Here is an 11,981-nt window from a genome sequence, read left to right as displayed (position 1 = left end):
AGGTCTCCTCGTGCAGGTCCACGGAGCGCAGCGCGGCCAGGACCGACTCCCGCGACGGGTCTCCCGGCGCGACCGCGACGCCGGTGGTCGCGCTCATCGCGCAGTCGGTGAACCACATGATCCAGGGCCTGCGAGCCTTGCCGTCGACATTGACCAGCACCGGCGCCTGCAGGTGGTCCGTCTCCCACACCCGGTTACGCCAGCCACGCGGCCTGGCCAGGAACACATCATGCGTGCGTGCCGCCCGCTCCCCGCCCCGCGAGCCCCGCCCCCTCCCCCGGTGTCAGATCCCGCTGAATCACCCGGTGCAGCCTCTGAGCGCGGTCCCCCACATCGCGCCCGCGGTCACCCTCGCCGACGCCGACCTGGACCGGCCGCCGATTGCACTGACCGGGCATGATGGCCACTATGGCTCACAGCGCCGTCTTCCATTCCGTACTCGGCCTGCGCCCACCTGGGCTGCTTCTGAGCGACCGACTACGGCGGGCAGGACACGTCGTCGTCGCCCCCGACCTCTTCGGCGGCGAGGCGGCGCCCGATCTGGATCACGGGTTCCGGTTGCTGGAGCGGGTCGGCCGGCCGACCGTGATGCAGCGCGCCCAGCGGGCAATGGACGGCATGCCCGCCGACACGGCCCTGATCGGCGTCTCCATGGGCACCGGGGTCGTCGCCGGCGTATGGTCCGAGCGACCTGCCACGGCGAAGGTCCTCCTCGTCCACGCCGCGGCCGACGTCCCAGGAGACGCCCGTCCTGGTGTACGTATCCAGCTCCACGCCGCCGACCCCGACCTCTTCACGCCACCGAAGCGAGTGGCTTCCCTGACCAGGACAGCTCAGGAGGTCGGCGCCGGCCTGCAGGCCTTTCGCTATCCCGGCGTAGGGCACTTCTACACCGATCCCGCAGTCCCGGACCACGACCTCACCGCGGCCGAGCTGACCTGGCGTCGGACACGGAAATTTCTCGACGAGGAGCAGCCCGGGTCACCGCTCAACCATCGCTGAAACTGCTCAACCTTCGCTGAGACAGGACAGCGAACACCCTGGTGGAGAAGGAATGCCGCATCCGGGCCGCCCCGGAGGGGCAGCCGATCACCATCGTCCTGGAAGACGGACCCGCCCACCCCGACACCAGCGACCAGAACCCGGACCAGGACGGGGTGCCCGGGACCGGCCCCGGGCACCCCGCCACCGGTCTGACCCCACCCCGGGCCCCGGACCGTCTGATGTCCCGGGGGCCCCGGTCCCGTCGCTCCTGATCGTGCCGGCCACTCCTCGGCGGACCGGCGGGACCCCACCCGAGCAAGCGCCGGTCGGGCCCGGCGGACCGAGCCGCTCCCGGGCGGAACGACCGGGAGCCGGTCCGGGTCGTCGACGGTCGTCCAGGACGTCGCCGTGGTGGCGGTGCGGGCGGCGGGCGCCCCGACGTGCGCGGCCGGCTTACCCCGGGCACCGAGTTGTCGGCGGCCGCCATGAGCTTCGGCGCACACCAGCGGGCCTTCGTTCGCGGGCGGCGAGGAGGCCCTGGCGGGCGAGGTCGACGCCGGACGGCTCCGGTACGGCGCTCCGCCTGGGCACCTGAGCTATCGACAAGTGTCACTCGCTGGAAGGCGAAAACTCCAGGTGGAGTGAGAGTCCGATACGGGAATCATCAGGTGTGCAAGAGCATGTCGAGGACGGGGGCGTCCGCGAAACGGGCCGCGCGCCGAGACCCAGCGGCAGGCGGGCCACGCCGACATCGTCCGGGAGCTCATCGACGGAGCGGTCGGCCTGCGCGACGGCAGCGACAACATGCCGGAGGGCGACCGCACCCGGTGGGAGGAGTACCGGAACCGCCTGGAGCGGACCGAGGGCCGCGAGCCCCATCAGCCCCGCGCTGTCCCGGACCACGAGCGCGGTGGTGGCCCGGTCCGCGTCCGACGCCCGCACGGCGAGCAGCACGGCGCCGGTGACCGCACCGCCGAGCAGCACATGCGCGGCCCGGCGGGGTATCCAGCGGATCGCGGCCGTCCGGTCGAGTGCGGGATCCTGGCCGCCGAGGCCGGCCGAGAGGACCGTCACCCCGGCGGTGAGGGCGAGCACAGTCGGCCGGGAGTCTCCGGGTCCCTCGCCGAGCCCGGCCGACGCCCACACCGCCAGAGCGGTCGCCAGGAGGGCGGCGAGTGACGCGGGCACCTGCCGGGAGCGCGCGTACAGCGTCAGCCATCTCGCCGGGAGTCGCCCCCGGCCAGTTCGAAGAGCGGGTCGGACGCGCAGGAGAGCGCGGCGGCGCGCATCGCGCGGATCCGGCCCAGCTGTTGGATCCGGGGCAGCGCCGTCAGTTCCCTCCAAACCGGGCCGGCCAGCGCGAGCTGGTCCGCCGGGGCGTGCTGGGTGCCACCGAGCGGTCGGAGGTCGTGCTCCCCGAGGACCCAGCTCGCCGCGATGGCCTGCGCGGCGGTCTCGCCGGGCATGCCGCTCGTCCGGTCGCTGCGGAAGGTCAGCTCCGTGCCCGACCCGGTGAACGCCCCGTCGTCGAAGTCGACGAGGACAGCCCGGCGGGACCGCTCGGGTGTGCCGTCCTGAGCCCGCAGCGCGGTGCTCTCGCGGACGGAGACCGGCGCCTGGCCGCCCAGCGCGCCGTGCAGGAGTTCCAGCGCCTTTCCGGCGGGGGCCGTCAGACCCGCGAGCCGGGCCCGGTGCAGCCTGGTCACACACCGGTCCGTCGCACACCTGGGCCGCCGCCGCCCGGTCCACCACATAGGTCCGGGCCGGGTCGGCGGGGAGGAGGAGCAACGCTGTCGCCGCGCCCGCCAGGACCGGCGCCGGCGCGAGCGACCGGGCGCGCGGGGTCGCCGCGACCAGCAGCGCGAAGCCGGTGGCGGCCAGGCCGAGCAGCCACACCGTCTGCCTGAGATGCACGGCGGCGGAGAGCGTGAGCAGCACCTCGCGCGCCTGTGCCGCCGCCGGGGAGAGCAGCGAGAGGCGGTTCGGCACCAGGGCCTTCGGCACCGCCGGTTCCGAGACCGTACGCAGCAGGGTGGTGAAGGCCAGGGCGGCCACGGCCAGTACGGGCGGGGTGAGCACGGACGGCAGGAGCCGGCCGACCCCATGCCCAGCACCACCCCGGCCACCAGGGAGAACGCGCCCAGCAGCGGGATCGGCAGCCATCCGAGGTGGACGTACGCGCCACCGGCCGCGACCTGGACCGCGCCGCTGAGGACGAGCGACGCGTAGGCAGTGACCAGGGCGAACGCCGTCACGCTCGCCGTCGTGGCCGCGCGGTGCCACGCGGGCCGTGGGGTGCTCGTCAGCAGCTCGGACGTCCCCGAGCGGTGATCGCGCAGTGCCTGGAGCGCGCCGAGCCCGACGGCGAGCGGCCACAGGAAGACCAGCGGGACGCGGGTCCACAGCGCCAGAGAGGTCCACTGGGCCGTCCAGGCGGCGGTGCCGTACCACCACTGCCCGGGCAGCAGGAACAGGAACATGACCGCGGTCGCCAGCGTCACCACGCCCGCCCAGGGAGCGACGGAGCGCCTCGACTCGACGCGCAGCACATGGAAGTTCGCCAGGAGCCCCTTTCCGACTCGGAGCCGAGCAGCAGTGCCGAGTAGCCGCGCTCCAGCGGGCTGTCGCCCGCGTGCTCGGGGCCGCCCGCCGAGGCCAGTTCGTCCGGGGTGCCCTGGAAGGCCAGCCGACCCCCGACGAAGAGCACCACATCGGTGCAGGCGGCGGCGACGTCTTCCACCAGGTGGGTCGAGACGGCCACACAGGTGTCGGTGCCCAGCTCCTGGAGCAGTTCGCGGAATCGCAGCCGTTGTGCCGGGTCCAGACCGGCCGTCGGCTCGTCCAGCAGCAGGATCGCCGGGTCGTTGACGATGGCCTGGGCGATGCCGACCCGCCGGACCATGCCGCCGGACAGGCCCTTCATCCTCTCGTCGGCGCGGTCCGCCAGGCCCACCCGCTCCACGGCGCGCTGCACGGCCGCCGGGATGTCCGACTTCGGCACTTCCTTGAGCCAGGCCAGGTACTCCACGAACTCGCGCACCGTGAAACGCTTGTAGTAGCCGAATTCCTGGGGCAGGTAACCGATCCGGCGGCGCAGCGCCCGGTGCTCGCCCAGGCCGCCGACGGACTCGCCGAACAGTTCCAGGGTGCCCCCGGCGGGGCGCAGCACGGTGGCGAGCGCTCGGATCAGAGTGGTCTTGCCGGCTCCGTTGGGGCCGAGGAGGCCGTGCACACCGGTGCCCAACGAGAGGTCGAGCCCGTCGACGGCCATGCGTTTCCGGCCGGCTCTGACCTGGAGACCGGTGGCCCGGATCTGCCAGGCACTGGTCGTCGTCGCGATCTCGGCCGCGCTCACCGCGCGCGTCATGGAAGGTTCCTTTCCGAAGGTGCGGAGATCCTGTAACTACCGGATTTCCGAGATGACTTGTGGGCGGCCGGGGAGCCGGTGGCGCCGTGGCCCGGCGGGCGCTTCGTGCGGCAGGCCAAGATTTCGGCGCTTCGGCGGCCCGGGAATTCGCCGGTCCGGTGGGGAGGCACTCCGGTGCGCCGGACGGTCCGGTGGGTCGGCCGCCCGGGAGCGGGGTCGGCCACCCGGGAGAGGGCGAGCCGGTGGCTCGGCGGTCCGGCGGTCAGCGGTGGGTTCCCAGAACGAAGTAGGCGCCCCGGCGGGCGATGACGACTCCGGTGGCGAGCGCGAGGAGCAGGCCCCAGACCGGCAGGCTGCCGTCCCGCAGGGTGAAGACCGTACCGCTGGTGGTGGCCAGGCCCGGTGCCACGATCACGGCGGCCCAGACGGCCACCAGCGCGACGGCAGCCCGAGTCACCCCGACGAGGCCGCCGAGCGCCAGGGTCGCCGAGGTGAAGGTCAGACAGGGCAGCAGCCACTGCGCGACCATCACACCGGTCACCCAGCCGCCCACCAGCAGCGCCGGGACCAGCACGGCCAGCACCGACGCGGTGCGCCGCAGCACCAGGGGGAGGCCGGCTCCGGGCACCGAGGCGGTCAGTTCGTACGCCGGGTCGAGGCCGCGCGACCAGGATGCCGCCACCCCCAGCACCGGCAGGACCGGGGCGAGCAGCAGCACCAGCGGCACCCGGCCGGTTCCGCCACCGGTGCCGAACAGGTCCAGCAGCAGCGCGATCACCGTCACGCTCGCGGCCATCGCCAGCCACGGCACCATGACCGGTGTCAGCCACCCCGACAGCCGTACCGGCAGCCGTACGCCGAGGCGCCGCCGGCGCGGAGCCTGCGAGGTCGCGGTGAGCCGGGGTTCCAGCCCGGACCAGACCGTGCCGACCAGCGTCGCCACGGCGGGCGCCCGCGCCGGGACGACGACCGACAACCGGTCCCGGCACACCCGGCACGCCTCCAGATGGGCCTCCAGGGCCCACAACTCATCGGCGGGGGCGTCCGGTTCACCGACGGCCACGACGGCCGGTGAACTGGCGGCCGCAATGGCCGGCGAACCGGCCACGTACCTCTCGATCAGCCGCTCCGACGGGTGTTCCCCGCTCACGACAGCGCCCTCCGCATGGCGATTCGGGCCCGGCGGGCACGGGTCTTGACCGTGCCCTCGGGCAGTCCCAGCAGGACGGCGGCCTCCCGGACGGACAGCCCGTCGAGCACCATGGCCTGCAACACCTGTCTCAGCTCGGGCGCGAGGCACCGCAGCGCGTCCCCGACGTCACCGCCGACGGTCGCCGCGAGCGCCTCCTCCTCGGCGGCGGGCACCACGGCGTCCGGGACGGCGGCGGGCGGAGGCTCGGCATGGTGGGCCCGGCGCCGGAAGGCGTCGACGAGACGGCGCACCGCGATCGTCCACAGCCAGCCGACGGCCGTCCCCCCGGCCACGGACCCGGCGAACGCGCCCGCCGCGCGCCACACCGCCAGATAGGTCTCCTACATGACCTCGGCGACGATCTGCTCGTCCGCGCAGCGGCGGCGCAGCCGCACCGCCAGCCACGGCGACGTACGCCGGTACAGTTCCTCGAACGCGGCGCGGTCGCCCCTGACCACGAGCCTGACGAGTCGCCCCTCGTCCAGCTCGTGGAGTGCTGCCCTCACTGATCTCACGCCTGCTAGGCGCCCGGCCCGCGCGACAGGATTTCCATCCGGAGTGACCTCCGTCACGCCATCGAAAAGGTCCTCCGCCGGCGAAGTCCGGGCAGTCGCCCGGACTCCCGCCGGCGGGGGGTCCGTATCCGGAAGGGGTCAGCCGCGCGGCCGGCGCGGAAGGAGCAGGGCGACCAGGACGGAGCCCGCGCCCAGGACGATCGCGCCGACCAGGCTGGTGTGGGCGACCGCGTCGGAGAAGGCCGAGCCCACGGCTTCCTGCTCGACAGCGACGCGCTCTTCGAACGCATCATCCACCGCGCCGCCCGCGGCACCCGGGCCTCCCGGCCCGCCGAGGAGCCGCCCACCCGGCCGGGCCCGGCCGGGGAAGCACCAGCGCCGTCGGGTCACCCGGGAGAAGCTGCCCGCCTGCGGGGAGGCCGCCCTCCGGCTGAGGGCTCTGTCTGCGAAGATCGTCTCCACCCCTGGCGCGGTCGCGGCGATGAACACGGCAGGAGACCACCGGCTTGCCCGGCACCGAGATCACCGTTCTCACCGACGACGTGGCCGACCGGGCGGACCTGAAGCGCGAACTGGACGCAGCACTGACCGGGGCAGGTGACGACCGCCCCGGCGCCACGGCCGACGAATTCCTGCCCTTCGCCCACGCCCTCCCCACCCTCGCTGACCCACGACTTCGCCACCAGCGCCGAAGCCCTTACCTCGGTCCGGCCCAGCGCTCCACCGCCAATCGCCGCCGCCTCCCCGAGCGGGCGGACCGGCTGCCCGGCAATCTCCTACCAGCGCCGCGGGCCCGCGCCCGGGCGGCGCCCGGCAGCCGACCGGCGCCCGGGCCGGCCCGGGCGGGAGGGTGCGCCGCGGCGGTGGGGCGGGCTGCTATGCCGGCGCCTTTCGGGGCGGCGTGCCGTGCGGCGGGCTCGGGCCTGCCGCATGGCTCAACGCCGGCCGCGGGCCCAGCGGTCCAGACCGCTGGGCCGGAGCGCGGCCGGGTGCGACTCGGCCGGGATGCGGACAGCGCGACGGCGCGAAGCGGGTTCGATGACGAGGCCGCCGAGGCGGCCGGTCGACCCCCCGCCCGCGCGGAGACCAGGCCTCAGGCTGTCGGGTCCCAGAGCCCGCCGGCTTCGCCGCCGGCGAGGTGCTCAGCGTAGACGCCGACCTTCCAGGTGATGACGGATCGGCACTCCTCCAGTGCCTGAATCCGTGCGTCGACGCGCTGTCGATGAGCATCGAGCAGGCGCAGGCGTTCCTCTTCGTTGCCCGGTCCGCGACGTACCAGTTCGGCGAAGTGTTTGAGGTCGGCGAGCGGCATACCGGATTCGCGGAGCTTGACACAGATCAGCAGCCAGTCGACATCGAGGGATGTGTAGCGCCGTCGGCCGCCCGACGTGCGCTGGACCGGGTCGACCAGCAGGCCCTCGCGCTCGTAGAAGCGCAGGGCGTGCACGCTCAGCCCGGTCCGCTCGGCCACCTCGCCGATGCTCAGCGACTGCGCGGCCGCCTCGGTGGTCGTCATGTCGCTCACTCCTGGACTTGATCTAGACCTTACTCTAGATCGTAGCGTCCACGGCATGACCGCTATTGATCAGCAGCCGCTCGGCTCGCCCTTCTCCGCTGCCACCACCGCCGAGGACATCGTGGCCGGTCATGACCTTTCCGGCACGACCGCTGTGGTGACCGGGGGCTACTCCGGGCTCGGCCTGGAAACCACCCGGGCTTTGACGGCCGCCGGGGCCCGGGTCATCGTTCCCGCTCGCCGTCCCCACGTCGCCCGTGCCGCTCTGAAGGAGGTGAAGGGCAGCGAGGTCATCCCCATGGACCTGGCCGACCTCGGCAGCGTCCACTCAGCCGCCGTGCACATCAGCGACCGTATCGACCGGCTCGACCTCCTGATGGCCGTCGCCGGTGTCATGGCCATCCCGGAGCGGCGCGTCGGGCCCGGCTGGGAAGGCCAGCTCAGCGCCAATCACTTCGGACACTTCACCCTCGTCTGCGAGCTCTACCCGCTCCTGGCCGCCGCAGGCGGGGCGCGCGTCGTGGTGAACAGCTCCGCCGGACACACCCTGAGCGGCATACGCTGGCACGATCCGCACTTCCGCACCGGGTACGACCAGTGGCTGGCCTACGGCCAGGCCAAGACCGCCAACGCCCTGTTCGTCGTGCACCTCGATGCCCTCGGGCAAGGCGACGGGGTCAGGGCGTTCAGCCTCCACCCCGGCAAGATCATCACCGGTCTTCAGCGGGAGATGACACTCCAGGAGCAAATCGACCGCGGGTGGGTGGACGAGCACGGTGTTGTGGTCGGCGCGGACTTCAAGCCCCCCTCTCAGGGGGCGGCCACCGGTCTGTGGGCCGCTACGTCCCCGCTCCTTGACGGCCGCGGCGGGCTCTACCTGGAGGACTGCGACGTCACCCGCGTTTCCGCCCCCGGCACCCCCATGGATGACGGCGGCGTGCGCGCGTACGCCATCGATCCCGAGGAGGCCGCCCGGCTCTGGGACCTGTCCATCGCCGTGACCGGCGCCCCGCCGATCAGCCGATGAACCCGCACTCTGCAGATGCCGCGCTGCCTGCCGCTGCGGCACGCGGCGCGGTACGAGCCGCCAGTGCTGCGGTTGGCCGCTCCACCGCCTCCGCGATGTCCGTGCCCGCCCGGGACGGCCGGGCCGCCTCCCGGTGCGCGGCGAGCGCGCGATACCAGCCGGGGCGAGGCATCTCTCGGATACGCTCCCGGTCGGCGTCGGCGTCGGCATCGGCCGGCCGCGGACCGGGACGAAGACGGCAGCAGGGCAAGGAGGAGGCCCCCCGGGCGTACACCGGACCGGCGTCAGTCGGCTCGGACACCGCGACCGCGCCGAGCCTCAGGATCCGCAGGGCACGGACAACCCCCCGGTACGGCTCCAGGCCGGGACATCGTCCTCCAGCTGCGCGGCCGCGACTTCGGCACCGGGCGCCCCGGGACGGGCGGAACGCCCGGAGCCGTACCGGCCAGCCGAGGAAGGCTGTATCCGCGCCGCCCTCTCCGGACACTTGTCCGGCCACTTGGTCGGCCCCTCGCCGACGGAGGTGGACCGCGAGTCGCACCGTTCTCGGTCAGCTCAACTCGCCGGTCTCCACGCAGGCGGGGGTGCTCCACAGCTCGGGGCCGGCGGCGACCCCGCCGTGGATCACGACCAGCGCGCGACATTCAGGAGCCGGTACGCCTGCGCGCGGTTGATGCCGAACTCCGCCCGGCGGTACGGTTCCCAGCTCGGGTGTCCGAGGGGCACCCTGACGCGGGCGGCGTGCGCGTCTGCGGACCCGGGCGGCGAGCACTGCCACGGAGCGCCGGACGTCGTCCACCGCCTCGCGCAGCCCGGCCGTCATCTCCCGGGCGCGGGCCTCGCTCAGCGGCAACCGCGACGGTTCGGCGCCGTGCTCCTGGTCCTGGTTGTCCGCGTGGCCCATCTCGCCCGTGGAGACCATCGTCCTCCGGAGCTGCGTCCACGATCAGGGCGTGCGGGACGACCTCGGACAAGCGATTTGACTCATTTGCTAGTAAGTACCGCTGGAGACATCACCGTTGAAGTCATCACCGCTGGTGGTCCGCGCCACCCTTCGGCGCCGGCGCTTCTCGGAGCGACGCACCAGCTCGCCCACGGCGAGCGTCACGGTCGCCACGCGGCGGGCCCAGCGGGGCCCGCCGCGCTCCGCCCACACCACACACGCACACCCGCCGACGGCAAGCGATAAGACGCCGAGCAGCACCAGACCGACCACGTTCTCCACCCCCGCGTTCAGTCGTACGATCCTGCCGATCGTCTCAGACCAGGAAGAGTCCGACGCGGTGTCCGACGAAACGGGAGCGCGGCCGGGAATGGAGGCGTCCGAAGGGCGCGTGATGGCGGCGGAGCTGTTGCGAGAGACGGCGAAACGCATCCGGCACCGCGCGGCTGCGGCAGCCGGGTCCGCAGCCGGCACCGTCGGTGCAGGTCATGGACTCTCACTTGCCGCCTTCTCCCCCGCCCAAGCCCTGCGCGGTTCCTCGGCCAGTTATGCGGGAGCCTCCTCGGCGATGTGGTGACCGCTTTCGATGCCCTTGGCGGTCAGTTCGCGTTCGCCCGCGACCCAGTTCTGCCAGATGCCCGTGCTGTCCTCGTACGGCAGAGGGAGATCGCTCTTCGTGCCCCCACAGCACGAGGGTGGGGCACTGCACGCGTCGTCCGGCCGCTCCGCCCTCGGCGGTGTGCCGGCGGCCGATGCCGAGTCCGGCCCGGTGGTCCTCGGCTGGGACGGACGAGCAGGGAGTTTCCGGCTCCGGGCGGCGGCTCCACGCCGCGAGGCCGGAACGGCAGGAGGGCCTGACGCAGGGCCGCTCTGAGTGCAGGCCCGGCAGCACTTCGAGGAGACCAGCCCCGCCGCCCCGGACCTCCGCGGGCCATCGCGCAGGACCCGCAAGCGCGGTTGCGCGCGACCACCGCCTGCGAGATCACCGAGCGAACGGCCCAGGCCATCGTCACCGACCTCGAGCAGAGCCGATTACCTGCGCCGACGGCGGAACGGACGGCGCAACCAGGACATCCCACATGCCCTATGCCCTATGCCTCCGAATTTGCGTGAGAGCGCACTCCAACTCCTAGGTTCGGAGGCATGCGATACATCAAACTCGGAACGACCGGGCTGGAAGTCTCCGCCATCACTCTCGGCTGTATGAGCTTCGGCGAGCCGGACCGGGGCGGTGAGCCCTGGTCGCTGGGCGCGGACGCCGGCCGGGACATCATCAAGCAGGCCCTCGAGGCCGGCGTCAACTTCCTCGACACGGCCAATGGGTACAGCGCCGGAAGCAGCGAGGAGATCATCGGTCAGGCGGTCAAGGACTTCACCCGGCGCGAGGAGGTCGTTCTCTCCACCAAGGTCTGGATGCGGATGCGCCCCGGCCCGAACGGCGCCGGGCTGTCCCGCAAGGCGATCTTCGCCGAGCTCGACGCCTCCCTGAAGCGACTGGGGACCGACTACATCGACCTGTACCAGATCCACCGCTGGGACTACGACACCCCGATCGAGGAAACCCTCGAGGCGCTGCACGACGCGGTCAAGTCGGGGAAGGTCCGCTACATCGGCGCCTCTTCCATGTACGCCTGGCAGTTCGCCAAGGCCCTGTACCTGGCCGACCTGAACGGCTGGACCCGGTTCGTGTCGATGCAGGACCACTACAACCTCATCCACCGGGAAGCAGAGCGGGAGATGCTCCCGCTCTGCGCCGACCAGGGCATCGGCGTGATCCCGTGGAGCCCGCTGGCGCGGGGCAGGCTGACGCGGGTCCGGGACACCGCCACGGCGCGTTCCGCGACAGACCCGGGGGGCAAGATCCTCTACCGCGACGAGGACCGGGCAGTGGCCGAGCGCGTCCACGAGGTCGCGGGCAAGCGGGGTCTGTCCCCGGCCCAGGTCGCCCTGGCCTGGGTCATGCGCAACCCGGCGGTGACCTCGCCCATCGTCGGGGTCACCAAGCCGGCCCAACTGGCCGACGCGGTCGCCGCGGTGGACGTCGAACTCGACGAGGACGAGGCCACCTACCTGGAGGAGCCCTACCAGCCGCACGAGGCCGCCTACTTGGAGGAGTCCTTCTACAAGCGGCAGCCTGTGGCGGGCTCCCAGTAGTCCGGGCTACCGCCGGGCCTTCGACGAGTCCTTGGCCCCGGACTTCACAGCCCTGTGGTCGGCCGAGCGGTGCTTGCGGGCGGTCGCGCGCAACCGCGTGATCTGAGCGCTGCCCGCCAGCGCGGTGAGCACGGCGGAACACCGGGTCGGTCACGCAATCCGTCTCGCCGCCGACCCTCGCCACCAGACAGCGGCCGGAGGTAATCGCCTGAACCGACGGACCAGCCACGATGCTCTCCCAGCCAGCCCCGGCACACCGCGCGGAGTCACGGCGAGAGCCTGA

13 protein-coding genes and 2 pseudogenes are annotated in these 11,981 nt (G+C 72.9%); 5 read left to right on the top strand and 10 right to left on the bottom strand.

Annotation, left to right across the window (positions count from 1 at the left end; genetic code table 11):
* A pseudogene (locus NX801_RS30070) lies at window positions 1–190 on the bottom strand (Mu transposase C-terminal domain-containing protein); the annotation flags it as partial.
* Window positions 191–408: 218 nt separating this feature from the next.
* On the opposite strand from NX801_RS30070, the gene NX801_RS30065 reads away from it, so the two are divergent.
* Both NX801_RS30065 and NX801_RS30060 read left to right on the top strand, forming a co-directional pair.
* Window positions 409–1,002, top strand: a complete 594-nt coding sequence (locus tag NX801_RS30065; protein WP_258791130.1) for a dienelactone hydrolase family protein — start codon at window positions 409–411, stop codon at window positions 1,000–1,002.
* Window positions 1,003–1,043: 41 nt separating this feature from the next.
* Window positions 1,044–1,256, top strand: a complete 213-nt coding sequence (locus NX801_RS30060; protein ID WP_258791129.1) for a hypothetical protein — start codon at window positions 1,044–1,046, stop codon at window positions 1,254–1,256.
* Window positions 1,257–1,593: 337 nt separating this feature from the next.
* Here NX801_RS30060 and NX801_RS30055 read toward each other — a convergent pair whose 3' ends face one another.
* Both NX801_RS30055 and NX801_RS30895 read right to left on the bottom strand, forming a co-directional pair.
* Window positions 1,594–2,172 carry a hypothetical protein gene (locus NX801_RS30055; protein WP_258791128.1) on the bottom strand — a complete coding sequence of 193 codons (579 nt, stop codon included), beginning with the start codon at window positions 2,170–2,172 and terminating at the stop codon, window positions 1,594–1,596.
* Window positions 2,173–2,195: 23 nt separating this feature from the next.
* Complete coding sequence (locus NX801_RS30895) at window positions 2,196–2,690, bottom strand: hypothetical protein (protein WP_309505935.1); 495 nt, start codon at window positions 2,688–2,690, stop codon at window positions 2,196–2,198.
* A 397-nt stretch (window positions 2,691–3,087) separates the two neighbouring features.
* On the opposite strand from NX801_RS30895, the gene NX801_RS30890 reads away from it, so the two are divergent.
* The gene (locus tag NX801_RS30890; RefSeq protein WP_309505934.1) at window positions 3,088–3,213 is read left to right on the top strand and encodes a hypothetical protein; all 126 of its coding nucleotides are present in this window, start codon (window positions 3,088–3,090) and stop codon (window positions 3,211–3,213) included.
* A 268-nt stretch (window positions 3,214–3,481) separates the two neighbouring features.
* Here NX801_RS30890 and NX801_RS30045 read toward each other — a convergent pair whose 3' ends face one another.
* The 5 genes and pseudogenes from NX801_RS30045 to NX801_RS30025 form a co-directional block, all read right to left on the bottom strand.
* Window positions 3,482–4,351 carry an ABC transporter ATP-binding protein gene (locus NX801_RS30045; protein ID WP_258791127.1) on the bottom strand — a complete coding sequence of 290 codons (870 nt, stop codon included), beginning with the start codon at window positions 4,349–4,351 and terminating at the stop codon, window positions 3,482–3,484.
* A 262-nt stretch (window positions 4,352–4,613) separates the two neighbouring features.
* Window positions 4,614–5,501 carry a zf-HC2 domain-containing protein gene (locus NX801_RS30040; protein WP_258791126.1) on the bottom strand — a complete coding sequence of 296 codons (888 nt, stop codon included), beginning with the start codon at window positions 5,499–5,501 and terminating at the stop codon, window positions 4,614–4,616.
* Window positions 5,498–6,001: pseudogene (locus tag NX801_RS30035) on the bottom strand (RNA polymerase sigma factor). Before NX801_RS30035 ends, NX801_RS30040 begins: the two are co-directional and overlap by 4 nt.
* Window positions 6,002–6,196: 195 nt before the next feature.
* Complete coding sequence (locus tag NX801_RS30030) at window positions 6,197–6,355, bottom strand: hypothetical protein (protein ID WP_258791133.1); 159 nt, start codon at window positions 6,353–6,355, stop codon at window positions 6,197–6,199.
* 796 nt (window positions 6,356–7,151) lie between these two features.
* On the bottom strand, window positions 7,152–7,574 hold the full coding sequence (locus NX801_RS30025; RefSeq protein WP_258791125.1) for a MerR family transcriptional regulator: 423 nt from the start codon (window positions 7,572–7,574) through the stop codon (window positions 7,152–7,154).
* A gap of 55 nt (window positions 7,575–7,629) precedes the next feature.
* Between NX801_RS30025 and NX801_RS30020 the strand changes: the two genes are divergently transcribed.
* Window positions 7,630–8,601 (top strand): SDR family NAD(P)-dependent oxidoreductase, encoded by a 972-nt coding sequence (locus NX801_RS30020; RefSeq protein WP_258791124.1) that lies wholly within the window; start codon window positions 7,630–7,632, stop codon window positions 8,599–8,601.
* Between the two features lie 550 nt (window positions 8,602–9,151).
* Here the strand turns inward: NX801_RS30020 and NX801_RS30015 are convergent.
* Both NX801_RS30015 and NX801_RS30010 read right to left on the bottom strand, forming a co-directional pair.
* Entirely contained in the window at window positions 9,152–9,523 is a 372-nt protein-coding gene (locus NX801_RS30015) for a hypothetical protein (RefSeq protein ID WP_258791123.1), read from the bottom strand.
* A gap of 69 nt (window positions 9,524–9,592) precedes the next feature.
* Entirely contained in the window at window positions 9,593–9,826 is a 234-nt protein-coding gene (locus NX801_RS30010) for a hypothetical protein (protein WP_428986271.1), read from the bottom strand.
* An 861-nt stretch (window positions 9,827–10,687) separates the two neighbouring features.
* Here NX801_RS30010 and NX801_RS30005 point away from each other — a divergent pair.
* The gene (locus NX801_RS30005; protein ID WP_258791122.1) at window positions 10,688–11,698 is read left to right on the top strand and encodes an aldo/keto reductase; all 1,011 of its coding nucleotides are present in this window, start codon (window positions 10,688–10,690) and stop codon (window positions 11,696–11,698) included.
* Window positions 11,699–11,981 lie beyond the last annotated feature (283 nt).

The organism is Streptomyces pyxinae (genome assembly GCF_024756275.1).
Lineage (GTDB): Bacteria > Actinomycetota > Actinomycetes > Streptomycetales > Streptomycetaceae > Streptomyces > Streptomyces pyxinae.
The sequence above is the reverse complement of the archived record's forward strand: the minus strand, read 5'-3'. Positions and strand labels throughout refer to the sequence as shown.

Coding starts and splice junctions, on each gene's coding strand:
- NX801_RS30065 (WP_258791130.1), top strand. CDS start 409: ATGGCTCACAGCGCCGTCTTCCATTCCGTACTCGGCCTGCGCCCACCT.
- NX801_RS30020 (WP_258791124.1), top strand. CDS start 7,630: ATGACCGCTATTGATCAGCAGCCGCTCGGCTCGCCCTTCTCCGCTGCC.
- NX801_RS30005 (WP_258791122.1), top strand. CDS start 10,688: ATGCGATACATCAAACTCGGAACGACCGGGCTGGAAGTCTCCGCCATC.
- NX801_RS30890 (WP_309505934.1), top strand. CDS start 3,088: ATGCCCAGCACCACCCCGGCCACCAGGGAGAACGCGCCCAGCAGCGGG.
- NX801_RS30045 (WP_258791127.1), bottom strand. CDS start 4,351: ATGACGCGCGCGGTGAGCGCGGCCGAGATCGCGACGACGACCAGTGCC.
- NX801_RS30015 (WP_258791123.1), bottom strand. CDS start 9,523: ATGGTCTCCACGGGCGAGATGGGCCACGCGGACAACCAGGACCAGGAG.
- NX801_RS30025 (WP_258791125.1), bottom strand. CDS start 7,574: ATGACGACCACCGAGGCGGCCGCGCAGTCGCTGAGCATCGGCGAGGTG.